The 25,185-nt window shown below is 72.9% G+C and carries 27 protein-coding genes; 21 read left to right on the top strand and 6 right to left on the bottom strand.

Annotation, left to right across the window (positions count from 1 at the left end; all coding sequences use genetic code 11):
- Positions 1–25: 25 nt before the first annotated feature.
- A complete protein-coding gene (locus AB0C87_RS33495) occupies positions 26–994 on the bottom strand; it encodes a helix-turn-helix domain-containing protein (protein WP_360581184.1) in 969 nt (322 codons plus the stop codon).
- A gap of 159 nt (positions 995–1,153) precedes the next feature.
- A complete protein-coding gene (locus AB0C87_RS33490) occupies positions 1,154–1,579 on the bottom strand; it encodes an ATP-binding protein (RefSeq protein ID WP_353835060.1) in 426 nt (141 codons plus the stop codon).
- Positions 1,580–1,614: 35 nt separating this feature from the next.
- On the opposite strand from AB0C87_RS33490, the gene AB0C87_RS33485 reads away from it, so the two are divergent.
- Together AB0C87_RS33485 and AB0C87_RS33480 are read left to right on the top strand one after the other, a co-directional pair.
- Entirely contained in the window at positions 1,615–2,499 is an 885-nt protein-coding gene (locus tag AB0C87_RS33485; protein ID WP_353835061.1) for a Scr1 family TA system antitoxin-like transcriptional regulator, read from the top strand.
- Positions 2,496–2,690, top strand: coding sequence for a DUF397 domain-containing protein (locus AB0C87_RS33480; RefSeq protein WP_353835062.1), 195 nt, complete (start codon positions 2,496–2,498; stop codon positions 2,688–2,690). The genes AB0C87_RS33485 and AB0C87_RS33480 overlap by 4 nt, the downstream gene beginning before the upstream one ends.
- Positions 2,691–2,927: 237 nt before the next feature.
- Here AB0C87_RS33480 and AB0C87_RS33475 read toward each other — a convergent pair whose 3' ends face one another.
- The gene (locus tag AB0C87_RS33475; protein ID WP_353835063.1) at positions 2,928–3,668 is read right to left on the bottom strand and encodes a hypothetical protein; all 741 of its coding nucleotides are present in this window, start codon (positions 3,666–3,668) and stop codon (positions 2,928–2,930) included.
- Between the two features lie 786 nt (positions 3,669–4,454).
- On the opposite strand from AB0C87_RS33475, the gene AB0C87_RS33470 reads away from it, so the two are divergent.
- Genes AB0C87_RS33470 through AB0C87_RS33450 form a run of 5 tightly spaced genes read left to right on the top strand, consistent with a single transcriptional unit; the run spans position 4,455 to position 9,126 of the window.
- Positions 4,455–5,120 (top strand): urease subunit gamma, encoded by a 666-nt coding sequence (locus AB0C87_RS33470; protein ID WP_360581183.1) that lies wholly within the window; start codon positions 4,455–4,457, stop codon positions 5,118–5,120.
- A complete protein-coding gene (locus tag AB0C87_RS33465) occupies positions 5,113–6,921 on the top strand; it encodes an urease subunit alpha (protein WP_360581181.1) in 1,809 nt (602 codons plus the stop codon). Before AB0C87_RS33470 ends, AB0C87_RS33465 begins: the two co-directional genes overlap by 8 nt.
- A 34-nt stretch (positions 6,922–6,955) precedes the next feature.
- Entirely contained in the window at positions 6,956–7,621 is a 666-nt protein-coding gene (locus AB0C87_RS33460; protein ID WP_345175572.1) for an urease accessory UreF family protein, read from the top strand.
- A 24-nt stretch (positions 7,622–7,645) separates the two neighbouring features.
- Positions 7,646–8,335 carry an urease accessory protein UreG gene (gene ureG / locus AB0C87_RS33455; protein ID WP_353834171.1) on the top strand — a complete coding sequence of 230 codons (690 nt, stop codon included), beginning with the start codon at positions 7,646–7,648 and terminating at the stop codon, positions 8,333–8,335.
- Positions 8,332–9,126 carry an urease accessory protein UreD gene (locus AB0C87_RS33450; protein WP_360581179.1) on the top strand — a complete coding sequence of 265 codons (795 nt, stop codon included), beginning with the start codon at positions 8,332–8,334 and terminating at the stop codon, positions 9,124–9,126. Before ureG ends, AB0C87_RS33450 begins: the two co-directional genes overlap by 4 nt.
- A 20-nt stretch (positions 9,127–9,146) precedes the next feature.
- Here the strand turns inward: AB0C87_RS33450 and AB0C87_RS33445 are convergent, their stop codons facing one another.
- Complete coding sequence (locus tag AB0C87_RS33445) at positions 9,147–9,575, bottom strand: VOC family protein (RefSeq protein WP_360581177.1); 429 nt, start codon at positions 9,573–9,575, stop codon at positions 9,147–9,149.
- A gap of 75 nt (positions 9,576–9,650) precedes the next feature.
- Here AB0C87_RS33445 and AB0C87_RS33440 point away from each other — a divergent pair, with 75 nt between their 5' ends.
- Together AB0C87_RS33440 and AB0C87_RS33435 are read left to right on the top strand one after the other, a co-directional pair.
- Positions 9,651–10,217, top strand: a complete 567-nt coding sequence (locus AB0C87_RS33440; protein ID WP_345175566.1) for a dienelactone hydrolase family protein — start codon at positions 9,651–9,653, stop codon at positions 10,215–10,217.
- A 315-nt stretch (positions 10,218–10,532) separates the two neighbouring features.
- Positions 10,533–11,744, top strand: a complete 1,212-nt coding sequence (locus AB0C87_RS33435) for a phospholipase D-like domain-containing protein (protein WP_353834173.1) — start codon at positions 10,533–10,535, stop codon at positions 11,742–11,744.
- Here the strand turns inward: AB0C87_RS33435 and AB0C87_RS33430 are convergent.
- A complete protein-coding gene (locus AB0C87_RS33430) occupies positions 11,719–12,333 on the bottom strand; it encodes a hypothetical protein (RefSeq protein WP_353834174.1) in 615 nt (204 codons plus the stop codon). The genes AB0C87_RS33435 and AB0C87_RS33430 overlap by 26 nt on opposite strands.
- A 123-nt stretch (positions 12,334–12,456) precedes the next feature.
- On the opposite strand from AB0C87_RS33430, the gene AB0C87_RS33425 reads away from it, so the two are divergent.
- Positions 12,457–13,623 carry a CoA transferase gene (locus tag AB0C87_RS33425; RefSeq protein WP_345175560.1) on the top strand — a complete coding sequence of 389 codons (1,167 nt, stop codon included), beginning with the start codon at positions 12,457–12,459 and terminating at the stop codon, positions 13,621–13,623.
- Positions 13,623–15,029, top strand: a complete 1,407-nt coding sequence (locus tag AB0C87_RS33420) for an acyl-CoA synthetase (protein ID WP_360581174.1) — start codon at positions 13,623–13,625, stop codon at positions 15,027–15,029. The genes AB0C87_RS33425 and AB0C87_RS33420 overlap by 1 nt, the downstream gene beginning before the upstream one ends.
- Here the strand turns inward: AB0C87_RS33420 and AB0C87_RS33415 are convergent.
- Positions 15,026–15,595: a TetR family transcriptional regulator gene (locus AB0C87_RS33415; RefSeq protein ID WP_353834176.1), complete on the bottom strand. Its 570-nt coding sequence runs from the start codon at positions 15,593–15,595 to the stop codon at positions 15,026–15,028. The two genes, AB0C87_RS33420 and AB0C87_RS33415, sit on opposite strands and share 4 nt — an antisense overlap.
- 94 nt (positions 15,596–15,689) lie before the next feature.
- On the opposite strand from AB0C87_RS33415, the gene AB0C87_RS33410 reads away from it, so the two are divergent.
- The 10 genes from AB0C87_RS33410 to AB0C87_RS33365 all read left to right on the top strand — a co-directional run bounded on the left by AB0C87_RS33410 (position 15,690) and on the right by AB0C87_RS33365 (position 25,184).
- Positions 15,690–16,331, top strand: coding sequence for an NAD(P)H-binding protein (locus tag AB0C87_RS33410; protein WP_360581172.1), 642 nt, complete (start codon positions 15,690–15,692; stop codon positions 16,329–16,331).
- 104 nt (positions 16,332–16,435) lie between these two features.
- On the top strand, positions 16,436–17,392 hold the full coding sequence (locus tag AB0C87_RS33405) for an ABC transporter ATP-binding protein (RefSeq protein WP_360581171.1): 957 nt from the start codon (positions 16,436–16,438) through the stop codon (positions 17,390–17,392).
- Positions 17,389–18,198, top strand: coding sequence for an ABC transporter permease (locus AB0C87_RS33400; RefSeq protein ID WP_360581169.1), 810 nt, complete (start codon positions 17,389–17,391; stop codon positions 18,196–18,198). The genes AB0C87_RS33405 and AB0C87_RS33400 overlap by 4 nt, the downstream gene beginning before the upstream one ends.
- Before the next feature lie 47 nt (positions 18,199–18,245).
- Positions 18,246–19,526, top strand: coding sequence for a sensor histidine kinase (locus AB0C87_RS33395; protein WP_360581167.1), 1,281 nt, complete (start codon positions 18,246–18,248; stop codon positions 19,524–19,526).
- A complete protein-coding gene (locus AB0C87_RS33390) occupies positions 19,523–20,128 on the top strand; it encodes a response regulator transcription factor (protein ID WP_345175544.1) in 606 nt (201 codons plus the stop codon). Before AB0C87_RS33395 ends, AB0C87_RS33390 begins: the two co-directional genes overlap by 4 nt.
- Positions 20,129–20,185: 57 nt before the next feature.
- Positions 20,186–21,349, top strand: coding sequence for a pyridoxal phosphate-dependent aminotransferase (locus AB0C87_RS33385; protein WP_360581164.1), 1,164 nt, complete (start codon positions 20,186–20,188; stop codon positions 21,347–21,349).
- 116 nt (positions 21,350–21,465) lie between these two features.
- Positions 21,466–22,440 (top strand): carbamate kinase, encoded by a 975-nt coding sequence (locus tag AB0C87_RS33380; protein ID WP_360581162.1) that lies wholly within the window; start codon positions 21,466–21,468, stop codon positions 22,438–22,440.
- 39 nt (positions 22,441–22,479) lie between these two features.
- The gene (locus tag AB0C87_RS33375) at positions 22,480–23,592 is read left to right on the top strand and encodes a ring-opening amidohydrolase (protein ID WP_360350695.1); all 1,113 of its coding nucleotides are present in this window, start codon (positions 22,480–22,482) and stop codon (positions 23,590–23,592) included.
- Between the two features lie 71 nt (positions 23,593–23,663).
- A complete protein-coding gene (locus AB0C87_RS33370; protein WP_345175537.1) occupies positions 23,664–24,359 on the top strand; it encodes an SseB family protein in 696 nt (231 codons plus the stop codon).
- Between the two features lie 72 nt (positions 24,360–24,431).
- Entirely contained in the window at positions 24,432–25,184 is a 753-nt protein-coding gene (locus AB0C87_RS33365; RefSeq protein ID WP_345175535.1) for a phytanoyl-CoA dioxygenase family protein, read from the top strand.
- Position 25,185 lies beyond the last annotated feature (1 nt).

Here is a 25,185-nt window from a genome sequence, read left to right as displayed (position 1 = left end):
TGCAGGCCGCTGACCTGGCCTGTCGTTACGTGTGCGCGCACTCGCCTGTCGCCTGAGCGCACTGCCGGCGGAACTGGCCGGGGGAGAGGCCGTAGGTTCCGCGGAACACCTGGCTGAAGTGCGCGGCGCTGCCGAATCCCCACCGGGCCGCGATCGCGTTGATCGGACGGTCGGCCAGCCGGGGATCGGCGAGGTCGCGCAGGCAGCGCTCCAGGCGGCGCTCGCGGATCCAGCCGGCGACGGTGTGCCCCTCCTCATGGAAGAGCTTGTGGAGGTAGCGCAGCGAGATGTGATGAGCCGTGGCGATCGCGTCCGGAGTCAGGTGCGGGTCGGCCAGGTTCCGGCGGATGAAGCTGAAGATCTGGGCCATCAGCACATGCCGCCTCGCCTGGGGCGGCACCACGTCCGGGGCGTCCAACGCGGTGGCGAGCGCCGCGGTGAAGACGTCCAGCGTGAGGGTGGACAGCCGGGCGGTGTCGGACGGTCCGAGTTCATGCATGTGCCGGGCCAGTTGCAGCAGGAACTGCGACGACAGCGCCCCCACACCCTGATCCCTCCGGAGTCGGACCCCGGCCAGCCGCCGCAGATCCCGATGCGGGAACGGCAGCAGCGAGCGAGGAAGGCACAGGACCAGCACCTGCCCGCTGGGAACGTCCGGCGATAACTCCGCCCGGTAGGGCCGCGAGGTGTCGGCCAGCACCAGGTCCCCGGGACCGAACTCCGCCCGCCGACCGTCTTGCGCCATCACGCCGTGCCCGCGCACGGTGCACACCAAAATGAAGGCCCCGGGATCGGACTGACGGATCAGCTTGGGGGTGCGCTCCACCGAGTACGGCGTGGCGGTCATCAAGGACGCCTGCACGGGCCCGAATTCACTGATGCAGAGACGGGCCTGGAAACGGCTCTCCAGGTGCGGTTCGCAGTGCAGTTCGCAGGGGCCCCAGACTTTCGAGGTGACCTCGTGCCAGAAAGCGAATCGCTCCGCCACGGGCACTTCCGCGGTACTGATCACTTTCATGAACCCACCCGAACACGGTCGTGGCGGGGTTTCGGAACAGCATCACCCGAACACCTCCATGAACGCAACCCGCCGTTTCCGCCCGTGGGCGGGGTGTCGAAATGCGCATTTATCGAGATTCTGTGCCATTTACTCCTAGGGGATGATTCGGGCCCAGACCCACTTGCCGCCGCAGGGGTCGCGCATCGCCCCGCACGCGGCGGACAGGGCCTGGACGATGTGCAGCCCCCACCCGCCGTTGTCGTCGAACGCCTCCTCGGACAGGTCGAGGCCGTCGAGGGTGAGCTCGGCCTTCGGCCGGGCTTCGGGGAGGTCGGAGGCTCCGTCCCACACGGCGACGATGACCCCGTGCGCGTCCCTGCTGACCTGGAGCCGCAGCTCCGCGTGCGGCGTCCTGTCCACCGCGTTCGTGACGAGTTCGGAGACGATCAGCAATGCGTCGTCGAGAACATGCGAATAGCCCCATTTGTGAAAGCGTGCCTCCGCCAGCGTCCGCGCCAGCCCCACCGCCGCCGCCGATCCCGCCAAGGAAATGATCAGATCCCCGGTCGCCGTCGTCATGCCCGCCTCACCCTCGTCCGAGTTTCGGATTTCATGTGACAAGGGTCACGGCGAGGTTCTATGTTCGGCTTGTAGCCGCCGTATCTGAATACAGGGAGGATGCAGTGCCGATCGTTCGCGAACCCCTCGATCCCAAGATCTCGATGTGGTACTTTCTCGCGTTCTACCTGCGATTCTGGCGCGAGAAGATGGGACTGTCGCTCACCCAGTGCGGAGAGATCATGGGAGTGACCCGGGGCTCTGTATCCAACTTCGAGGCGGGGCGGCGGCGTCCCCATGATGACCACATGCGAGCGTTGGACCGGCACTTCGGCACCGGGATGTTATTTCAACTCCTGCTCTGGTTCGCCAGAATGGCCCACGACCCCAACTGGGGACGGCAGCTCGTCAAGTACGAGCAGGAGGCGCACCTGATCAAGACCTACCACGGTCAGGTCATCCCGCTCGCGCTCCAGACCGACGAATACACCTGGGCCTACGTCCAGGTGGGCAATCGGAAGGACTTTGACTCGGAGATGGCCGAGCGCGTCGCCCGAAAGAAATCCTTCTTCAGCAGGGGGAGCGCCGTCGAGATGTGGGCCACGATCGATGAGAGCGTGCTGGCGCGCGAGGTTGGCGGCCCGGAGGTCATGAGAGCTCAGCTGGAGCACCTGCTCGCTATGGCTGAACTACCTCAGGTCAGCATCCGTATCATCCCCTTCGGCTCAGGGGCACACGTAGGGGTGGACGGGTCGCTGCAAGTCCTTAGCCTGGAGAGTCGTGACATCGCCTATTCGGGCGCTCAGAACGGCGGTCGCCTGATCGAAACACCTGGCGAGGTTCGTGAACTGTCGGTTATGTTCGATCGTATCGGCGCTAAGGCGGCGTCCGAGGCAGCGTCCCGCGAGATCATCTACCGGTACATGGAGCAGTTGCCATGATGACGAAGTGGCGCAAGAGTTCTCACAGTGGTGGAGCCAATGATCAGCACTGTGTTGAGCTGGGGCGGCTCGTGAATCAGGCGAAGATCGGCGTGCGTGACTCGAAGGACCCGGACGGCGGTCACGTGTCTATGACCGCAGCCCAGTTCGCTGGTCTGATTGCGGAGATCAAGCGGCGTTCAGGGTGGTGACCGAGCCTGTGTGACGGCCTCTGAGCCGCCATCAGCGGTGGGAGGGAACAGGGCCCGGCAGTGGGTGCCGGGCCCTGCGTGTTGGACGGCGCGTCCGTGGACGCGCCGCCCGGACAGCACCCCGCCGGCCGTGGTTCGACCGGTGGAGTCCTGCGGTTCGGTCGGGCGGCGTCGAGCCGCCCGACCGCCTGTGCTTCAGGCGTCACGAAACACCTTGTCCTCGCGGCGCTCGGCCTCTCAGTTGAGGCCGAACAACGCGGAGACTTGCCGCGCCAGCTTCTCCTCGGTGACCGTGGAGTCCACCTGGAGCCCGTGCAAGCCCAGATGCTCGACCTGGTCGGCGATCCGTTGGGTGAACATCGCGTCGCGCTGGAGGAGCTTCACCAGCGCCTGCGCCGGGTCACTGGTCTTGGCGATGAATCCCCACTCCAGGCCGCCGCGGTGCTCGAACACCGACGTGCGGAACTCTGGCGTGGGCAGCAGCCACACCGCCTGGTCCTTCCTTGCCAGCAGTGGCAGGACGAGGTCCGGCAGCAGCCGGAAGCCCTCGGCGATCACTGGCCGGTCGTCGGGAAGTTCCAGGAGATCCTTGACGATCTCGTCGAACCCCTCCCCCTGGTACCAGTGGAAGGTGTCGAGCATCGCCTGAGGGGTCCTGGTCACCCACCGCTGGTCCATGCTCATGGCCGCGAAGCCCCGCAGGTAGGGGGCCTGCTCCACGGGCATGCGACGGGCGTGGGCGGGCATGGTCGCGTCCGTGTCGTACAGGTACACCTCACCCTGGTCGGCGAGGCGCCGGGCGGTGGTCGTCTTCCCACCGCCGCTGCCGCCGCCGATCCAGAAGACGTGACGCAACCGCTCCCGCACCATGGCGAGGGGAGAGCTGGCGTCAGTGAAGTCGGTCTCCGCCGGATCGGCGTGAGTGGTGAGCGGCCTGGCGCCGCCGTTGTCATGCGGAGCGACCCTTGCGCTGTCCATGCGCTGCATAGGGTTGCCTCCCGGTGTGAGTTGGCTTTGCCCAGCTGTTGATCAGCCGGGCCTTTCCGCCGTGGACCCGAGTGGTCACGGCACATGATCATCATGATCCAGATAGAGGTGGTTTGTCTAACGCCTTTGCACTGCACGGGATCTGCCGCCGACGGCCTTCCGGAGCAGGGGCGCCCTGCTTTTCGATTCGCGGCGGACCCGGTAATCGTCCGTGGTAGGCAAACTCGTCTGTGACCTGCTGTTTTGGCGGGTGTCGGACAGATGACCTGCGAGAATGCGCGCGGTGGCGCGACGGTGCGGCCGGAGGGCGGCTTGCGATCCGCCTCTGATCGGCCTGTTAGTGGAACGTTCCGAGGCAAATAGTGACCCTCGAAATTTCTCCTCGCCTTCGAAATGACGGCGCCCTGCTGACGGAGGCGTCGAAGGAGTTTCGGCCTGTCGGATACCGCAGACAGACCGATGTCCACATGTGGGAGGCGATCCGGAAGGTCCACGGATATTGCGGAGGAGGATCCGCTGCGCGCCTCGGCCGGTCCAGAAGCCCGATCGCGCCCTCGGCATGTGCCGCCGGCCAATGTTGCCTCTCGGGACGGTGAGTCCAGAGTGGCCGAGCGAACCCTTCCGGACCAAATCACCCTAAGTGACACTTCAACTCCGGAGAGGCGCCGCGTCCGGCGGTGCGACCCCGGAAGCGCTCGGCCGTCTTCCCGCCGTCTGTGAGCCGCGCCGTTTGGCGGCGCGGTCGCGGGGAGCCCGGACGACCTTGAGGAGGAAGCTGTGCATCTGACCCCGCACGAGCAGGAGCGCCTGATGATCCATGTGGCCGCCGACGTGGCGGCCGGGCGCCGGGCTCGTGGGCTCCGGCTGAACTATCCCGAAACGGTGGCGCTGCTGACCGCGCACGTGCTCGAAGGGGCCAGGGACGGCAGGACCGTCCGCGAACTGATGGCCTCGGGGCGGGGCGTGCTCACGCGCCGCGAGGTGATGCAGGGCGTGCCCGAGATGATCGAGATGATCCAGGTGGAGGCGACCTTCCCGGACGGCACGAAGCTGGTGACCATCACCGACCCCATCCCGGCGCGGCCCGACGTCACCGCGCCCGGGCAGGTCGCGCACCCCGAGCAGGCGGAGCCTGTGGGGATCAACGACGGGCTGCCGGTGACGAGGGTGGAGGTCCGCAACTCCGGCGACCGCGCGGTGCAGGTCGGCTCGCACTACCACTTCTACGAGGTGAACCCGGCGCTGGAGATCCGGCCGGTACCGGTGGCGGCGGAGGCGGAACCCGACCGGGAGTGCGCGTACGGCAAGCGCCTGAACATACCCGCGGGCAAGTCGCGGCGCTTCGAGACCGCCTGCCGGGTCGAGGTCGATCTGGTTCCGCTGCAGGGAGAGCGCAAGGTCATGGGGCTTCGCGGGATGGTCGGAGGCGAGCTGCGTGACTGAGCCCGAGGTGTGCCGCCCCCGGCTGGAGCGCGCGGAGTACGCCGACCTGTACGGGCCCACCGCGGGCGACCGGATCCGGCTCGCCGACACCGACCTGTGGATCGAGATCGACGAGGACTGGGCGGGCGGCCCGGGGCACAGCGGTGACGAGGTGGTGTTCGGCGGCGGCAAGGTGATCCGCGAGTCGATGGGCCAGTCCCGGGTGTCGCGCGCCGAAGGCGCCCCCGACACGGTGATCACCGGGGCGGTGGTCCTGGACCACTGGGGCGTCGTCAAGGCGGACGTCGCGCTGCGCGACGGTGACATCGTCGCCCTGGGCAAGGCGTACAACCCCGAGACCATGAACCGGCGCCACGACGACCACGCGGTCGCCACCGACATCGTGATCGGCCCGGAGACCGAGATCATCGCCGGCAACGGCAAGATCCTCACCGCGGGCGGGGTGGACACCCACGTCCACTTCATCTGCCCCGAGCAGCTCGACGAGGCGCTCGGCTCGGGCGTGACGACGCTCATCGGCGGCGGTACGGGGCCCGCCGAGGGGAGCAAGGCCACCACCGTCACGTCGGGCTCCTGGCACATCACCTCCCTGCTGGAGGCGCTGGACGGCTCGGCCGTCAACATCGGGCTGCTCGGCCAGGGCGCGACGATGTCCGCGGACTCCATGCGGGACCAGCTCGGCGCGGGGGTCATCGGGTTCAAGGTGCACGAGGACTGGGGCGCCACCCCCGCCGTCATCGACGCCTGCCTGCGGGTCTGCGAGGAGTCGGGCGCGCAGCTGGCCATCCACGCCGACACCCTCAACGAGGCCGGTTCCCTGGAGAGCACGCTGGAGGCCATCGCGGGCCGCTGCATCCACGCCTTCCACGTGGAGGGAGCGGGCGGCGGACACGCCCCGGACATGATCGAGATGGCGTCCCGGCGCAACGTGCTGCCCGCGTCCACCAACCCCACCCGGCCGCTGACGGTCAACACCGTCACCGAGCACATCGACATGCTGATGGTCTGCCATCACCTCAACCCGAAGGTCACGGAGGACCTGGCCTTCGCCGAGTCGCGGATCCGGCCGTCGACGATGGCGGCCGAGGACGTCCTGCACGACATGGGCGCCATCTCCATCATGTCCTCCGACGCCCAGGCGATGGGGCGCATCGGCGAGATGGTCCTGCGGACCTGGCAGACCGCGCACGTGATGAAGCGGCAGCGTGGCCCGCTGGACGGCGACGGGGCCGCAGACAACCTGCGGGCCCGCCGCTACGTCGCCAAGTACACCATCAACCCCGCCGTCGCCCAGGGCATCGCCCACCGGGTCGGCTCGGTGGAGACCGGCAAGCTCGCCGACCTGGTCCTGTGGGAGCCGGCGTTCTTCGGCGTCAAGCCCTACCTGGTGATCAAGGGCGGGCAGATCGCCTGCGCGCAGGTCGGGGACGCCAACGCCGCCGTCCCGACCCCGCAGCCGGTGCTTCCCCGCCGCATGTTCGGCGCCCTCGGGCAGGCCCCGGGCGGCAACTCGGTCACCTTCGTCACCGAACGGTTCGCCGGAGGCGTGCCCGGCCTCCGCAAGCCCTTCGAGACCATCACCGGCACCCGGGGGCTGACCAAGGCCGACATGCGCGAGAACGACGCCCTCCCGCGCATCGAGGTCGACCCCGACAGCTTCACCGTGGTGATCGACGGCAGCGGGGGAGCGGCCGAGCAGGACGACCGGAGCCGGGACGTCAACGTGGAGGTCGGCGAGGACGCGGTCACGCCGGCCTACCGGACCGAACTGCCCATGGCCCAGCGGTACTTCCTGTTCTGACCGGTCCCCACCCCTTGGAGCCACGTTGAGCCCGGTGTCGCTTCTGATCCTCGGTGACGGGCGTTTCCCCTCCGGAGGCCACGCGCACTCCGGAGGCGCCGAGGCCGCCGTCACCGCCGGACGCGTCCGCGACGCCGCGACCCTGGAGGACTTCTGCCGCGGGCGGCTGGCCACCGCCGGCCTGGTCGCGGCCTCGCTGGCCGCCGCCGCGGCGGCCGGACACGACCCGCTGGTCCTGGACGACGCCGCCGACGCCCGCACACCCGCCCCGGCGCTGCGCCGGGCGGCGCGCAGGCTCGGACGGCAGCTGACGCGCGCCGTCCGCGCCGTCTGGCCCAGCCCCGAACTGGAGCACCTGGCAGCCGCACGTCCCGGCGGCGCGCACCAGCCCGTCGTGCTCGGCGTCGCCGCGCGCACGGCCGGGCTGACGCCGCGGAACGCCGCCCAGGCCGCCGCTTACGACAGCGTCAGCGCGCCGGTGACCGCCGCGGTACGCCTGCTCGGCCTGGACCCCTTCCAGGCCGCCGCCGTCGCCGCCCGCCTCGCCGGCGACATGGAGGACGTCGCCGCGGAGGCCGCCCGCCATGCCGCGCGCCTGCCGGTGGACGGGGTGGACGCGCTGCCCGCCGCGTCCGCGCCGCTCCTGGACATCACCGCCGAACAGCACGCGGCCTGGCCGGTACGCCTGTTCGCCAGCTGAAGATCGCCACACCCGGAGAGCACCATGCACCTGCACCGCACCGACCCGGTCATCGACGACATCATTCCCCCCGCCGCGGCCCGCTCCGGCGACCGTCCCCGCCCGCTGCGCATCGGCCTGGGCGGCCCGGTGGGCTCCGGCAAGACCGCCACCGTCGCCGCCCTGTGCAGGCGGCTGCGCGACACCCTGTCCATCGCGGTGGTGACCAACGACATCTACACCCGCGAAGACGCGGAGGCCCTGCTGCGCCAGGCGGTGCTGCCCCCCGAACGGATCACCGCCGTCGAGACCGGCGCCTGCCCGCACACCGCCATCCGCGACGACATCTCCGCCAACCTCGAAGCCGTCGAGGACCTCCAGGAACGGATCGGCTCCCTCGACCTCGTCCTGATCGAATCCGGCGGCGACAACCTCACCGCCACCTTCTCCAAGGGCCTGGTCGACCACCAGATCTTCCTCATCGACGTCGCGGGCGGCGACGACATCCCCCGCAAGGGCGGCCCCGGCGTCACCGCCGCCGACCTCCTGGTCATCAACAAGACGGACCTCGCCCCGCACGTCGGCGCGGACCTCGGCGCCATGGAACGCGACGCCAGGTCCGCGCGCGGCCCCCTGCCCGTCGTCCTCACCAGCGTCAAGGCCGACCACGGCGTCGACCCCATCGCGGACTGGGTCCGCCGCCGTCTCGCCGAGCAGGCCGCGGCCCGGGCATGACCGCGGCGCCGCCCGCTCCCTTCGGGCTGCACGCCACCGCCCGCCTCAGAGCCGAGGCGGCGGACGGAGTCACCGATCTGCCGCTGCTCCACGGCGACGGCCCGTTCGCGCTCCGGCGGCTCCGCCCGCGCGGCCCGCAGGCGCGCGTCTGCCTCCTGAACACCATGAGCGCCCCGCACAACGGCGACCGCCTGCGCGTCGAGGCCGTCGTCGGGCCGGGCGCCGACCTGCACGTCATCTCCGCCGCCGCCACCGTCGCACTGCCCGGACCGGCGCCCGGGCACGCCGTCCTCGACGTGGCGCTGAGCGTGGCGGACTCCGCGCGACTGCTCTGGCTGCCCGAACCCGTCATCTCCGCCACCGGAAGCGACCTGCGCCAGCGCATCCGCGTCGACCTGGCCCCCGGCGCACGGCTCGTCCTCGGCGAGCAGCAGATCCTCGGCCGCGCACACGAGCCGGCAGGACGGCTGGCCTGCCGCGTCACCGTCCGCCACGGCGGACGGACGCTGCTGGACCAGCACACCGTCTACGGTCCCGGCGCCCCCGGCTGGGACGGCCCCGCCGTGCTGGCCGGCAACCGCGCCGTCGGCCAGCTCCTCGTCATCGACCCCGCGTACCGAGACCTTCCGCCCGGCACGCGGATCCTCGACGACGTCCCGGCGCGCGCCCACGGCGTCGTCACCCCGCTCGCCGGCCCAGGCGTCCTCCTCACCGCCGTGGCCCCGGACGCCGGCGACCTCCGCCGCTGTCTCGACGCCGCGCTCCGCCACCTCGGCCTCGGGGCCGGCTGAGCCGGGGAGCCCGCACCGGATCAGCCCGACGACCCGGGCCGGGTGCCGGGTTCGGTGAGCTCGATGATGTTGCCGAGGTTGTCGCTGACGAACGCGACGCGCTGATCGATCTCCGCCACCGCCATGGGCCCGCCGATCAGGTCCGCTCCCAGGTCGCGCAGTTCGGAGACGGCCGCGTCGAGATCGGTGACGGCGAGGCAGAAGTGGTGCAGGCGCGCCGGGTCCATGCTCGACAGGACGTTGTCCGTGGGCGCCTGGCGGGTCGACGCGACCGCCATCAGTTCGATCTTGACGTCCCCGCGGACGAGGAAGACGAACGTCATGCCGTAGGTGTCGAACCGCCGGTCGACGGTGAAGCCGAGCGCGCGGGAGTACCAGTCGATGGTGGCGTCGAGGTCCGCGGGGGGAACGGTGATGCCGATGTGGTCGAGGGAGAAGGAAATGCTCATGCGGTCAACGTTCGCCGCGGGCCGGGCCGATTACCAGAGCCGGATCGACGGCGGAGTCCACGGCATGATGCCGGTATGGCTCATGTCGCGCTGTTCCACTCCGTCCTCGGGCTGCGCTCCGCCGAACTCGCCGCGGCCGAGCGACTGCGCCGCGCCGGGCATGAGGTCCTCGCACCGGACCTGTTCGGCGGCCGTACCGCGGCCACGCTCGACCAGGGATTCCGGATAGCCGACCAGGTCGGCTGGACGACGGTGGTCGAGCGCGCCCGCCAAGCCCTCCAGGCCATGCCGGACCGGACCGTGCTGGCCGGCCTCTCCATGGGCGCGGGCGTCGTCGGCGCCGTCTGGCCCGAGCGCCCCGACGCCGCCGGGGTCCTCCTGCTGCACGCCCCCGCCGAGATCCCGGCGTCCGTCCGGCCGGGCCTCCGGGTGCAACTGCACGCCGCCGAGCCGGACCCCTTCGCACCGCCCGAGCAGGTCGCCGCTCTGCGGCGGTCGGCCCGGACCGCCGGCGCCGAGCTGGAGATCTTCCGCTACCCGGGTGTCGGCCACTTCTACACCGACCCCGATCTCCCCGACCACGACTCCGCCGCGTCCGAGCTGACCTGGAGCAGAGTGCTCGACTTCCTCGCCTCGGCCTGAAGCCGCGCGCGACGAGGGGAGCGGCCGCCCGACGTCCGGGGTCCTCTGATCCGCTTTCCGGCCGGCTGGTCTTCCTGACAGGGCCCATTTCCGGGCGCGGTAAGGACCACGGCCGGGCGGAGGTACTCTCGGTGTCCGGCCGCGTGCATTGGGTGCCGGGAAATGATGTCGATTCGCTCTCACCTCATGGCGCGGCGGCATGAAACGCGTATCCGCGGGGACGCATCCGGGCCGAGCGGCGATCGCTTTCGTGCTTTCGGTGTGGCGGCACGAGTCCGTCGATCGTCGGCCTTGGCATAAGGAGAAGACAACAGAATGACCGTGTCGCAGCAGGAACCGACGCCCCCCGGAGACGACCTGCTCTCCTCCCCGTCCGATCGCGCGCACCGGATCCGCCGCGCCCTGGAGCGGCTGATCGGCGTGGCGGCGACGGAGGGCAACGCCGTGATGCCCCTGCGCAACGGGGACGAGATCTTCCCCCGGATGCTGGACGAGATCGCCGGGGCGCGGCGCACCATCGACATGATGACCTACGTGTACTGGCGCGGGGACATCGCCCACCGCTTCGCCGACGCGCTGTCGGAGCGCGCCCGCGCCGGGGTGCGGGTCCGGCTGCTGCTGGACGGCATCGGCGCCTGGCAGATCGAGAAAGACCTGGTGAGGCGGATGGAGCGGGCGGGCGTGACGGTCGCCTGGTTCCGCAAGCCCGTGTACGTGTCGCCGTTCAAGCAGAACCACCGGTGTCACCGGAAGGTCCTGGTGGTGGACGAGCGGGTGGCCTTCACCGGCGGGGTCGGCATCGCGGAGGAATGGTGCGGTGACGCCCGGGACGAGAGCGAGTGGCGCGACAGCCATTTCCGGGTCCGCGGGCCCGCGGTGGACGGGATCGCGGCCGCGTTCGCGCAGAACTGGGCCGAGTGCCACGACATGCTGTTCGACGACCGCGACCGCTTCGTCGGCCACGAACCGGCCGGCGACGCCGTGGTGCAGGTGGTGCGGGGGTCGGCCAGCGTCGGCTGGCAGGACATGCAGACCCTTCTGCGCGTCGTCCTGCAGCTGGCCGAGCGGCGGCTACGGGTGGCCTCCGCCTATTTCGCGCCCGACGACTACTTCGTCAACCTGCTGTGCGAGACCGTCGCCCGCGGGGTCGAGGTGGAAATGCTCCTCCCGGGCCCGCACGCCGACAAGCGCGTGAGCCGCCTGGCGAGTCAGCGCCATTACGAGGACCTTTTGAAGTGCGGCGTGCGCATTAACCAGTTCCAGCCGTCGATGCTGCACACGAAAATCCTCACCATGGACGGAATGGTCTCGCTCATCGGGTCCACGAACTTCAACCGGCGGTCCCTCGATCACGACGAGGAGGTCATGCTGGCCGTGATCGACAAGGATCTGACCGCGACCCTGGACGCCCATTTCGAGGAGGATCTCGCGCGCAGCGAGCGGGTCGACCACGCCCGGTGGGCCCGGCGCTCCGTGGCGCAGCGCGCCAAGGAACTGTCGATCACGCCCATCCGCCGTTTCCTCTAGGAGGGCGGTCGTCCACCGGCCCGGGAAGGGCCCTGAAGCGGTGCGGGGTGAAGGTCGTGCCGTCCACGAGGAGGTCGCAGCGGTCGACCGTGGCGTCGGCGGCGAAGTGGGCCTGCTCGCGGACGGCCCAGTCCTCCCAGGCCCCGGCGTACTCGGGGCCGTCCCGGTCGAGGGCGCGGGCGCGGCGCAGGTCATACGGCGCGTCGATCCAGATCCGGTAGGCGGCGGGCGCCTTCGCCCAGGCGGAGCCGACGCCCTCGACGAGCAGCACGGGAGCGGGCGGGACGCTCTCCTCGGGGCCGTAGCGGTCGTGGCGCCAGTCGTAGCGGCGCAGCACGGCGGGCCGCCCGTCCCGCAGCGGGTCCAGCACCGCGTGCCGGAGGGGGCGCCACCAGGTGAGCGGGTCCGCGTCCCACGGCACCCGGAAATCGTCCGACCGGACGACCGGGGCGCCGACCAGGACCTCCGCCAGGTGGCCCGCGAACGTGGACTTGCCCGCGCCGCTCGGGCCGTCCACCGCGACGACCCGCACCGGGCCGCAGGACGGCGGCAGCGCGAGCAGCCGCGCGGCGAGCGCGGCGTAGGTCACGCTGGAGGACCCTCCTCCGGGGTGGGACACGGGAGACGGCGGCACGGACGGCATACTTCCAGGTACCCGGGCCCGCCCGAGAACGGAGCCGTCCCCCCGGAGCCCCGAGAAGGAGAACGCCCCTTGCCCGGACCGCTCGAAGGCGTCGTGATCGTCGACCTCAGCCGCGTCGTGGCGGGCCCGCAGGCCACCATGACGCTCGCCGACCTCGGCGCTCGCGTGATCAAGGTCGAGCAGCCCGGCACCGGGGACGAGACGCGGGGGTGGGGCCCGCCGTTCGCGGGCGCGGACCGCGTGAGCACCTACTACCTGTCGATCAACCGGAACAAGGAGTCGATCACCCTCGACCTGAAGTCGGACGAGGGCCGGGACGTCCTCGCCCGGCTCGTCCGGCACGCCGACGTGCTGGTGGAGAACTTCCGGGCGGGGGTGCTCGACCGGCTCGGCTTCCCGGTGGAGCGGCTGCACGAGCTGAACCCGGGGCTGGTCGTCCTGTCCATCACCGGGTTCGGGCACGACGGGCCCGAGGGCGGACGGCCCGGCTACGACGCGATCATGCAGGGCGAGGCGGGGATCATGAGCGTGACGGGGCCGCCCGGCACGCCGAGCAAGGTGGGCCTGTCGATCGCCGACATCCTCGCCGCGGGCAACGGCGTCGCGGGCGTGCTGGCCGCCCTGTACGAGCGGACCCGCACCGGGCGCGGGGCCGTCGTCCGCACCTCGCTGCTGGCGTCGGTGGTCGGGGCCCACATGTTCCAGGGGACGCGCTGGACCGTCGCCCGGGACGTCCCCGAGTCGGTCGGCAACGACCACCCGTCCATCGCCCCCTACGGGACGTTCCGCTGCGCGGACGGGCAGATCCAGATCGGGGTCGCCAACCAGAACCTGTGGCGCAGGTTCGCGCCGATCGTCGGCCTGGACCCGGACGACGCCCGCTACGCGACGATCCCCGACCGCGCGGCCCGGCGCGCCGAGCTGACCGCCGACATCGAGCGGGCCCTCGCGGCCGGCACGCGCGACGCCTGGCTCGCGCGGTTCGGCGAGGCGGGCGTCCCGGCCGGGGCGATCCGGTCGATCGACGAGGTGTACGAGTGGGAGCAGACCCGCTCGCAGGGCCTGGTCGTCGAGGTGGACCACCCCCAGCTCGGCCCGATCGAGCTGCCGGGGCCGCCGCTGCGCTTCGACGGCGCGCCGCGGCGCGAGCACACCGCGCCGCCGCTGCTGGGCGAGCACACCGGCGCGGTCATGGCCTGGCTGGAGGAACGGGAGAACGAGGAAAGGGGCGAGTGATGGATCTGCTCGGCGGGACGGGCGGCCCGGTGCGGATCGCCGGACGGGAGCTGCCACGCGACGAGCTGCTCGGCCGGGCGTCCGCCGTCGCCGCGGAGATCCGGGGCGCGGACGCGGTCGCCGTGCACGCCACGGCGTCCCTGGAGACGGTCGCGGCGGTCGTGGGCGGCCTCCTCGCGGGCGTCCCGGTGGTGCCGCTGCCCCCCGACTCCGGGCCCGCCGAGCGCGCCCACATCCTCGGCGACTCCGGCGCGGACCTGATCCTCGCGGACGGGGCGACGGAGGCGTCCGTGACGGAGCCGCCGCTCCTCCCGGTCGACCGGTTGCCGAGCGGCGGGAGCGGTGGGAGCGGCGGGCACGCGGAGGTCCCCGCCGACGCGACCGCCCTGATCCTCTACACGAGCGGGACGACGGGCGCGCCGAAGGGCGTGCTGATCTCGCGGAGCGCCATCGCCGCCGGGCTCGACGCCCTCGCCGAGGCGTGGGCCTGGACGCCCGGCGACGTCCTGGTCCACGGGCTTCCGCTGTTCCACGTGCACGGGCTCGTTCTCGGCGTTCTCGGGCCCCTGCGGGTCGGGTCGCCCCTCGTCCACACCGGGCGTCCGAGGCCGGAGCTCTACGCGGCGGCGGCGCGGGACGACGGCGGCAGCCTGTTCTTCGGCGTCCCCACCGTCTGGTCGAGGACGGCGGCGGACCCGTCCACCGCCGAGGCCCTGCGCGGCGCTCGGCTGCTGGTGTCCGGCAGCGCGCCGCTGCCCGTGCCCGTGTTCGAGCGGCTCTCGGCCCTCACCGGGCACCGCCCGGTGGAGCGGTACGGCATGACCGAGACGCTCATCACGGTCAGCGCCCGCGCGGAGGGCGACCGGCGCCCCGGCTACGTCGGCACGCCGCTGCCCGGCGTGGAGACCCGCCTGGCCGCGGAGGACGGCTCGGCCGTCCCGCCGGACGGGGAGACGCCCGGGGAGCTGCACGTCCGCGCGCCGCTGCTGTTCAAGGGCTACCTCAACCGGCCGGAGGCGACCGCGGAGTCGTTCACGTCGGACGGCTGGTTCCGCACCGGCGACATCGCCACGATCGGCCCGGACGGCTGGCACCGGATCGTGGGGCGCGCGTCCACCGACCTGATCAAGAGCGGCGGCTACCGGATCGGCGCCGGGGAGATCGAGAACGCGCTGCTCGCCCACCCCGCCGTGCGGGAGGCCGCCGTCGTCGGGACGCCGCACGACGACCTCGGCGAGCAGGTCACGGCCTACGTCGTCGCCGACGGGGTCGGCGAGAGGCAGCTCATCGACTTCGTGGCCGAGCGCCTGTCGGTGCACAAGCGGCCCCGCGTCGTCCACCTGGTCGGCTCCCTGCCCCGCAACGCCATGGGCAAGGTCGTCAAGAGCCGGCTGAGCGAGCTCTAGGGGAGGAGCTCGGCGAGGACGGGCCGGACCAGGCCGCGGGCGAACGACTCGGGGGGGTCCTCGGACTCCGCGAAGTAGAGCAGGAACCCCTGCTGGAAGCAGGCGCCCATCAGCAGGGCCGCCGCGGCCTGCGTGTCGGCGGTCGGGGCCACCCGGCCGAGCTCGCGTTCGGCGTCCAGGTAGCGGGCCAGCGCGCGCACCGGCTCGTGCGGGCCCGCGCCGTACTCGCGCAGCGACTCGCGGGTCGCGTGCAGCAGCCGCGGCTGCGCCGCCATCGAGACCATCATCGGGAACGAGCGCCGGTAGAAGCCCAGCGCGCCGTGCACGATCCTGACGAGGTTCGCCTCGACGGTCTCCTCGCCCGGGACGCCCATCGAGGTGAACGGCGGCATGCGCTCCTTCAGGACGCGCAGCATCAGCTCGTCCTTGTCGCGGAAGTGCTTGTAGAGCAGCGCCTCGGAGTAGCCGGCCGCCTTCGCGATCTCCTTGGTGGTGGCGCGGGCGACCCCGTGCCGCCGCATGACGTCCGCCGCGGCGTCGAGGATCCGTTCGCGCGCGTCGCTCAATGAGGCCCCCTTGACAGGTGAGTGAACGCTCACCATGCTAGAGGTTAGTAAGCACTCACTCACCCCCTTTCGCAACGATTCCCAGGAGGACCCGATGAAGCTCACGGTGTTCGGGGCGACCGGCGGCACCGGCGTCCAGGTCGTCCGGCGCGCGCTGGACGCCGGGCACGAGGTGACCGCCGTCGTCCGCGACCCCGCCGCCCTGCCCGGCGAGGTCCGCGCCTGCGCCGACGTCGTCCAGGCCGACGTCATGGACCCGGCGGCGATCGAGGAGGCGGTCCAGGGCCGCGACGCCGTCGTCACCGCGATCGGCACCCGCGACGGCCGCCGGCCGACCAGCGTCTGCGCGGCCAGCGCGGGCGCCATCATCGCGGCCATGCGGGCGGCCGGGGCCGAGCGGTTCGTGCTGACCAGCGCGTCCGGGCTCCACGCCGGACCGGGCGACGACCCGCTCACCCGGTTCGTGGTCAAGCCGCTCGTCCTGGGCCCGCTCCTCAAGCACGCGTTCGCCGACATGCGCGCCGCCGAGGCCGTCACCCGCGAGAGCGGCCTCGCCTGGACGATCGTCCGCCCGCCGCGCCTCACCGCCGGCCCCGGCAACGGCCGCTACCGCAAGGCCGCCGACCGCAACGTCCTCGGCGGCCTGTCGATCGCCCGCACCGACCTCGCCACCGCGCTCCTCGACGTGGCGGGCGACCTGTCCACCGTCCGGCACGTCATCAGCGTCGCGGGCTGAGGCCGCGGCATGACACCTGTCACGCCGATCACCTGACGGCGCGCGTCCCGGACCGGTGACACGCGCTTCTACCGGGGCGCACGCGCGGGCGCGAGGCTGGGGCCATGGAGACGAACCCGGCGATCCGCGTCGACGGCCTGCGGCAGCGGTACGGGGACTTCGAGGCCGTCGCCGGGATCTCGTTCGAGGTCGCGCCGGGGGAGCTGTTCGCGCTGCTCGGCACGAACGGCGCGGGCAAGACCACCACCCTCGAAACGCTGGAGGGGCACCGGACCGTCCACGAGGGCACGGTCCGCGTCCTCGGCCACGACCCGCACCGGGAGCGCCGCCGGGTCCGGCCGCGCATGGGCATCATGCTGCAGGACGGCGGCTTCTTCGCCGACCTCACCGTCGCCGAGACCGTCGACCACTGGCGCGGCTTCACCCCCGCCGCGCGGGCGCGCGACGAGGCCGTCGCCCTGGCGGGGCTCGCCGAGAAGGCGGGCGTGCGGGTGCGGCAGCTCTCCGGCGGCCAGAAGCGCCGCCTCGACCTCGCGCTCGCCCTGCTCGGCAGGCCCGACGTCCTGTTCCTGGACGAGCCGACGAGCGGCATGGACCCCGAGGCCCGGCGCGCGACCTGGGACATCGTCCGGGACGTGGTGGCGGGCGGCACGGCCGTTCTGCTCACCACCCACTACCTGGAGGAGGCCGAGCACCTCGCCGACCGGCTCGCGATCCTGCACCGGGGCCGGATCGAGGCGTCCGGGACGGTCGCCGACGTCGTCGCCGGGCACGGCGACCGCATCGAGTTCCGGCTGCCCGAGCGCGTCCAGGTCGCCGAACTGCCCCCGCTGCGGGGCGCCCGCGCCGACGTCCGGGTGGAGGGCGGGCGCGCCGTCGCGTCCTACGCCCTGCCCTCCGGCGACGGCGACCGGGACGGCGACGCCCCGGGGCTCCAGTCGGGGCTCTACGAGCTGCTGCGCTGGGCCGACCGGGAGGGCGTCCGGCTGGACGGCCTGCGGGCGCGCAGCGCCTCCCTCGAAGACGTCTTCCTGCGCACCGCCGAAGGAGCCTCCCGATGATCCTCCCCTCGATGAGCTCCGCCGCGGTGCTGCGCGTCGCCCGGCTCGACCTCGTCCTGCTCTGGCGGAACCGGACCGCCCTGTTCACCGTCGCCGGCCTGCCCGTCCTGTTCGCGGCCATGCTCGTCCCGGTCCGCGGCGAGAGGATCGACGGCGTCGACGGCGCCCTCCTGCAGGGCACCGGCCACCTGGGGTTCTTCCTGGTCTTCGCCGTCTTCATGAACCTCGTCAACGTGCTCACCGCCCGCCGCGAGGACCGCACGCTCAAGCGGCTGCGCGGCACCGCCCTGTCGGACGCGGAGATCACCGCCGGCAGCGTCCTCACCGCGACCGCGCTGTACGCGGTGCAGGCCGCGGCGCTGCTGGTCCTGCTCGGCGCCGCGATGGGCGGCCGGATCCCCGCCGACCCCGTCCTGGTGCTGGCCGGGCTCGCGGGCGGCGCCGCCGTGTTCGCGACGCTGGCGTTCGCCGTCTCGGGGATCACGCCGAACGCGGAGCTGGCGCAGCTCACCGTCCTGCCGATCATGTTCGGCTGCATGCTCGGGGCCGGCGTCATGTTCCCGATGGGCGGCCTGCCCGGATGGGTCCAGGAGGCCTGCCGGTGGGTGCCGCTCAGCCCCGTCGTGGAGATCGTCCGGACGGGGTACTTCGGCCAGGACTTCGTGCACCGCCCCGGACACCCGTCCGTCGGCATCGCGGAAGGCTGGCTCAGCTGCGTGCGGCCGTTCTTCCTCCTGGCCTTCTGGGCCGCGTTCGGACGCCTGCTGGCCACCCGCTGGTTCCGGTGGGAGCCGCGCCGCGCCTGACGCGCCGCGGGGCCCCGTTACAGTGCGATGCGAGGAGGAACGGAACCATGGCGGTCGCGACCACGGCGGACATCGAGGAACAGGCCGCCCGCAAGCTGGAGCGGTACAGGCGGGTGACGTACCGCTCGTTCATGTTCGCCGCCGTCGGCTTCGTCCTGCCGGGCCTGTACGGCCTCGAAGAGGCGTACACCGACGGCGACGCGGCCGTGCCGGTGATCGTCGCGGCCGTCGCGGGGCTCGCGGTGCTCGCCTGGTACTACGCGCGCCTCGTCCGGGCGGGGCTCGAAGGCACGACGTCCAGGCGCGACGCCGTGGGAAGCGGCGCCGTCGCCGGAGCCCTGAGCCTGATGCTGCTCACCAGCCCGTGGTTCAGCGTCATCCCCGTCTTCTGGGTCTCGGCCGTGGTGCTGTCCCCGATGGGACGGAGGCGGATCGCCGCGCTGTGCGCGGGCACCGGGGCGTACTGCGGGGCGGTGGGCACGGTCGCCGCGGAGCGCCTGTACCCCGACGGCGACGCCCCCTGGTACGCGATCTTCCCGGTGCTGTTCGCCCTGTACACCGCGATCTCCGGGTTCGTCGTGTTCGTCAACCGGTACCAGCGGCGCATGTGGGAGCTGCACCAGGAGGCCTACGCGGCGCGCGACGCCCTCGCCCGGCTCGCGGTCACCGAGGAGCGGCTCCGCTTCTCCCGCGACCTGCACGACCTGCTCGGCCACAGCCTGTCCCTCATCGCGGTGAAGAGCGAGCTGGCCAAGCGGACGGTGCGCGACGACCCCGACCGGGCGGGCGCCGAGATGGCCGACGTCCAGCACGCCGCGAGGGAGGCGCTCCGGGAGGTCCGCGCCGCCGTCCGCGGCTACCGGGCCGTGGAGCTGGACGCCGAACTGGCCGGGGTGCGGGCCGTGCTGGAGGCCGCCGGGGTGCGCTGCGAGATCGGCCGCCCGCCGGACGGGCTGCCGCCGGAGGTCGGCTCGGTGCTCGCCTGGGTGATCCGCGAGGGCGCCACCAACGTCATCAAGCACAGCGAGGCGAGGAACTGCGCGATCTCGCTCGTCGTGTACGGCGGCCCCGCTCCCGGCGGCGTCCCCTACGGTGACTCCGTGGTCCTGGAGATGCGCAACGACGGCGTCCGCGGCGCCGAGACCGCCGGGGGCTCGGGCCTGACCGGCCTCGCCGAACGCGTCGCCGTGCTCGGCGGCGAGATCACCGCCGGCAGGCACGGCCGCGACGGGTTCCTGCTGCGCGCCGCCGTTCCCCTCCCGCCCGCGCACGAGCGCGGCGGCGGAACGGACGCCGGTCAGGCGCTCACGGCCGGGCGGCCCGCGTGATCCGTGTCCTGCTCGCCGACGACGAGCACCTCATCCGCGGCGCCGTCGCCGCCCTCCTCGGCCTGGAGCCCGACCTGGAGGTCGTCGCCGAGGTCGGCCGCGGCGACGCGGTCGGCGCCGCGGTCGCCGCGCACGACCCCGACGTGGCCGTCCTCGACATCGAGATGCCGGGCGCGGACGGCCTCGCCGTCGCCGAGGAGCTGCACGCCGCCGGCGCCCGCTGCGCGGTGTGCATCCTTACGAGCTTCGGCCGCCCCGGCTACCTGCGCCGCGCCATGTCCGCCGGGGTCCGCGGCTTCGTCGCCAAGGACGCCCCCACCGACGAGCTCGCCAGCGCCATCCGCAAGATCCACGGCGGCGGCCGGTACCTGGACGCCGAGCTGGCCGCCAGCGCGATGGCCGCCGGGGACAACCCGCTCTCCGAGCGCGAGCGCGACGTCCTCCGCCTCGCCGGGGCCGGCGCCGAGACCGCCCGCATCGCGGCCGACCTGCACCTGTCGGAGGGCACCGTCCGCAACTACCTGTCCACCGCGATGGCCAAGATGGGCGAGCCCACCCGCGTCCGCGCCGCCCGCGCCGCCCTCGACATGGGCTGGATCTGATCGGGAGGCCGTGCCGGCGGCGCCGTGCACGCCGGGCCGGGGGCCTAGGCTTGGGGCGTGAGCGAGCCATTGGTCGAGCGCATGCAGGGATTCGGCGAGACGATCTTCGCTGAGATGTCGGCTCTCGCCGTCCGGACCGGGGCCATCAATCTGGGCCAGGGCTTCCCGGACACCAGCGGTCCGCCGCGGATGCTGGAAACGGCCGTCGAGGCCGTCCGGGCGGGCGCGAACCAGTACCCGCCCGGCCCCGGACTGCTCGAACTCCGGGAGGCCGTGGCGGCGCAGCGGCGGGAGCGGTACGGGCTGTCGTTCGACCCGGCGACCGAGGTGTTCGTGACGGTCGGGGCCACCGAGGGGATCGCCGCGTCCGTGCTGGCGCTGGCGGGGCCGGGCGACGAGGTCGTCGTGTTCGAGCCGTACTACGACTCCTACGCGGCCGTGATCGCGCTCGCCGGGGCCGTCCGCAGGCCCGTCACGCTGCGCCCGGTGGAGGGGCGCTTCACCTTCGACCCGGCCGAGCTGCGCGCCGCCGTCGGCCCCCGCACCCGGGCGATCCTGGTGAACTCGCCGCACAACCCGGCCGGCACCGTGTTCACGCGGGACGAGCTGGAGGCCATCGCGGACGTCTGCCGCGAGCGCGACCTGGTGGCGATCACCGACGAGGTGTACGAGTACCTGACGTTCGACGAGACCGAGCACGTCCCGCTGGCGACGCTCGACGGCATGCGCGAGCGGACGGTGTCGGTGTCGTCCGCGGGCAAGTCGTTCTCCGTCACCGGATGGAAGACCGGGTGGGTGACGGCGCCCGCCCCCTACATCCGGGCCGTCCAGACCGTGAAGCAGTTCCTCACCTACGCGGTCAGCGCCCCCTACCAGCACGCCGCCGCGTACGCGCTGCGCAACGAGATCCCGTGGGTCGAGGAGCTGCGCAAGTCGCTCCAGGCCAAGCGGGACCGGCTCATCACCGGCCTGGAGGCGGCCGGGTTCGCGACCTGCCGCCCGCAGGGCACCTACTTCGTGCAGGCCGACATCCGCCCGCTCGGCTTCACCGACGGCAGGGAGCTGGCCCGCGCGCTGCCGGAGAAGGCGGGCGTCGTCGCGATCCCGAGCCAGGTGTTCTACGACCACGCCGAGGCGGGCGCCCACTTCGTCCGGTTCGCCTTCTGCAAGAAGGACGAGGTCATCGACGAGGCGGTCAGCCGTCTCGCGCGCCTGCGCTGAGGCCTCCCCGCTCCGCGGGCGCCGGGGAGAACCGCCGGAACTTGACGAAGAAACGGCGTTCGTTGGGCGGAATTCGCCCGTGAGGGGCGGCCGCCGCGCGGGTTAGCGTCCGTCCCGTGACCTGGGGCCATGCGGGCGGACGCAGCGGTGGACACGGCGGCGAGCGGATCCTGATCGCCCTCGGCGGGAACGCCATGACGGCGCCGGACGGCAGCGCGACCCCGGACGCGCAGGCGGCCGCGATCGAGGCCGCGATGGCGCCCGTGGCGGACCTGGTCGCGGCGGGCGCGCGGGTCGCGCTCACGCACGGCAACGGCCCCCAGGTCGGCAACCTGCTGATCAAGAACCAGCTGGCGTCGGCGGTGGTGCCGCCCGTCCCGCTGGACTGGTGCGGCGCGCAGACCCAGGCCACCGTCGGCGTGATGGTCATGAACGCGCTGGAGCGGGCGCTGGCCGCGCGGGGCGCCGCCCGCCCGGTGTCGACCGTGGTGACGCGGACGCTGGTGGACGCCGCCGACCCCGGGTTCGCGGCCCCCGCCAAACCGATCGGCCGGTACTTCCCCGAGGCGGAGGCCCGCCGCTCGATGGCGCTCGGGCAGGTGTGGAAGCGGTTCGGGGACCGGGGCTGGCGGCGCGTCGTCGCCTCGCCCGAGCCGCTGGAGATCCTGGACGCCGACGCGGCGGCCGTGCTGCTGGACGCCGGGCACGTCGTGGTCGCCGCGGGCGGCGGGGGAGTGCCCGTCGCCCGGTCGGACGGGGTGCTGCGCGGCGTCGAGGCCGTCGTCGACAAGGACCTGGCCGCGCAGCTGCTGGCGCGCCGCCTGGAGGCGACCACCCTCGTGATCGCCACCGACGTGGAGAACGCGATGACCGGGTTCGGGACGCCGCGGGCCCGCCCGCTGCACCGCACGACGGTCGCGGAGCTGACGGAGCTGGCCGCCGCGGGGCACTTCGCCGGCGGCAGCATGGGCCCGAAGGTCGAGGCGGTGCGGCGGTTCGTCGCGTCCGGCGGGCGGCGCGCCGCGATCGCCTCGCTGGCCCGGCTCGGCGACGCCGCGCACGGCAGGGCCGGGACGGTCGTCGAGGGCTGACCCCGGGTAGAGACCGATCAACACAGCAGGTGAGGAGCGATGACGGTGCCCGATCCGATCGAAGTCCGCAAGATCCCCATCGAGAGCGTGACCGACGCGTCCGGGCTGGCCCGGCTGATCGACGACGGCGTGCTGGAGGCCGACCGGGTCCTCGCGGTCGTCGGCAAGACCGAGGGCAACGGCGGCGTGAACGACTACACGCGGCTGCTCGCCGACCGGGCGTTCCGCGAGGTGCTCCTCGCGAAGGGCACCCGCACCGCGGACGAGGTGGCGCGGGTCCCGCTGGTGTGGTCGGGCGGCACGGACGGGGTGCTCAGCCCGCACGCGACCGTCTTCGCGACCGCCGACCCCGCCCGCGTCCCCGCAACCGACGAGCCGCGGCTGTCGGTCGGCGTCGCGATGAGCGAGGTCATCCTGCCCGAGGACATCGGCCGCCCCGCGATGGTGGAGACCGTCGCCGCCGGCGTGCGCGAGGCCATGAAGACCGCCGGGATCGACGATCCGGCCGACGTCCACTACGTGCAGACGAAGACGCCGCTGCTCACCCTCGACACGATCAACGACGCCAGGAAGCGCGGCCGCGACGTGGTCACCGAGGACACCCTCAAGTCGATGGACATCTCCAACTCCACGACCGCGCTCGGCATCGCGGTCGCGCTCGGCGAGATCGAGCCGCCGTCCGCCGGGCAGATCCACAGGGACCTGTCGCTGTACTCGTCGGTGGCGTCGTGCTCGTCCGGCGTCGAGCTGGACCGGGCGCAGATCGTGGTCGTCGGCAACGTGCGCGGCATCGGCGGCCGGTACCGGGCCGGGCACGGGGTGATGAAGGACGCGCTCGACGCCGACGGGATCTGGGACGCCGTCCGGTCGACGGGCCTGGACCTGCCCGAACGGCCCCGCACGTCCGACCTCGGCGACCGGCTCGTCAACGTGTTCATCAAGTGCGAGGCCGACCCGCGGGGCTCGGTCCGGGGCCGCCGCAACATCATGCTGGACGACTCCGACGTGCACTGGCACCGGCAGATCAAGGCGTGCGTGGGCGGCGTCGCCGCGTCCGTCACCGGCGACCCGGCGGTGTTCGTGTCGGTCGCGGCGGTGCACCAGGGGCCCTCGGGCGGCGGCACCGTCGCGGCCATCGCCGACCTCGGGTGAGCGCGCCGCGGACGCGGAGAGTATCCGCGGAGTAGCCCCTCGCGGTCGCCGGAGGCTATAGCCTTCCTGGCGTGTCCGGACTGACCATTCCCGAACCACAGTTCCCCGGGGACGACGGAAGCGCCGATCCCCGGTTGTGCGAGGCGCTCGCCGGGTACGCGTCCGGCCGCGTCGGCGTGCACGCGGTGCTGCGGCGGCTCCAGGGCGCGCGGCTGCTGGTGCCGATCGTCGCCGTCCTCACCGAGGAGGAGCCCGCGGCGCCCGGCGAGCTGCGGCGGGAGAAGTCGAGCGACATGGCGCTGCCCACCCTGATCGGCGACGACGGGCGGCGCGGCGTGCTCGGCTTCACCTGCACCGAGACGATGAAGGCCTGGCGCGCCGACGCCCGCCCGGTCGCGGTGCGGGCCGGCGACGCCTGCCGCGCCGCCCTCGACGAGGGGGCCGACGCCCTGGTCGTGGACGTGGCGGGCCCGGTCCCGTTCGCCGTGGACGGGCTGCGCCTGCACCTGCTCGCCGACGGCCGCCCGATCCCGCCGCCGCACGAGGACCCCGACATCCTCGCCGCGGTCGAGGCCGCGTTCGGCTCCGACCCCTCCGTCAGCGGGGTCCGCGTCGTCGAGGGCACCTCCGCGGAGATCGCCGTCCGGTTCGCCGTCGTGCCCGGGCACGACGAGCGGGGCACCGTCCAGCGGGTCTCCGACCGCCTCGCCGAACTCCTGCGCGGCCGGATCGTCGGCGGCGTCGAACTGAACGTCCTGCGCAGGTAGGCCCCCCGGACGGGCGGCCGGGGCGCGATTAATCGCTGGCCTCCGCCGCGGCCGCTCTGCGACCCTGGCGCCATGATCGACGTTGACGCCTTCATCGCCGACGGATTCGTCCGGGTGGAGCGGGCGTTCCCCCGGGAACTGGCGGCCGAGTGCCGCGACATCCTGTGGCGCGACACCGGCTGCGACCCCCACGACCCCGCGACGTGGGCGCATCCCGTCGTGCGGCTCGGCGACCACGCCGAGGAGCCGTTCCGGGCCGCCGTGAACACCGGCCCCCTGCACGCCGCGTTCGACGCCGTCGTCGGGAAGGGCGCCTGGCTGCCGCGCGCCGGCCTCGGCACGTTCCCGGTGCGGTTCCCCAGCGACCAGCCGCCCGGCGACGACGGCTGGCACATCGACGCGAGCTTCCCCGGCGACGACCCGGCCGACTTCATGTCCTACCGGGTGAACGTCGCGTCGAAGGGCCGCGCGCTGCTCATGCTGTTCCTGTTCTCCGACGTGGGGGAGGACGACGGGCCCACCCGCATCCGCGTCGGCTCCCACCTGGACGTCCCGCCGATCCTGGAGTCGGCGGGGGAGGCGGGGCTAACGTTCATGGACCTGGCGGGCAAGGCCGTCCCCGCGACCGAGCACCGCCCGCTCGCCTACGCCACGGGGCAGGCGGGCGACGTGTACCTGTGCCACCCGTTCCTGGTGCACGCCGCGCAGGCGCACCGGGGCACCGTCCCCCGGTTCATGGCGCAGCCGCCCCTGATTCCGGCGGGCCCGTTGCCTCCGTCGTCCCCCGTGCGGGTCGCGATCGATCGAGCCCTCGGCCGGTCCTGAC

Source organism: Actinomadura sp. NPDC048021 (genome assembly GCF_040653135.1).
Taxonomy (GTDB): domain Bacteria; phylum Actinomycetota; class Actinomycetes; order Streptosporangiales; family Streptosporangiaceae; genus Spirillospora; species Spirillospora verrucosospora.
Note: the sequence above shows the minus strand (reverse complement) of the source record. Positions and strands in the feature narration are given on the sequence as shown.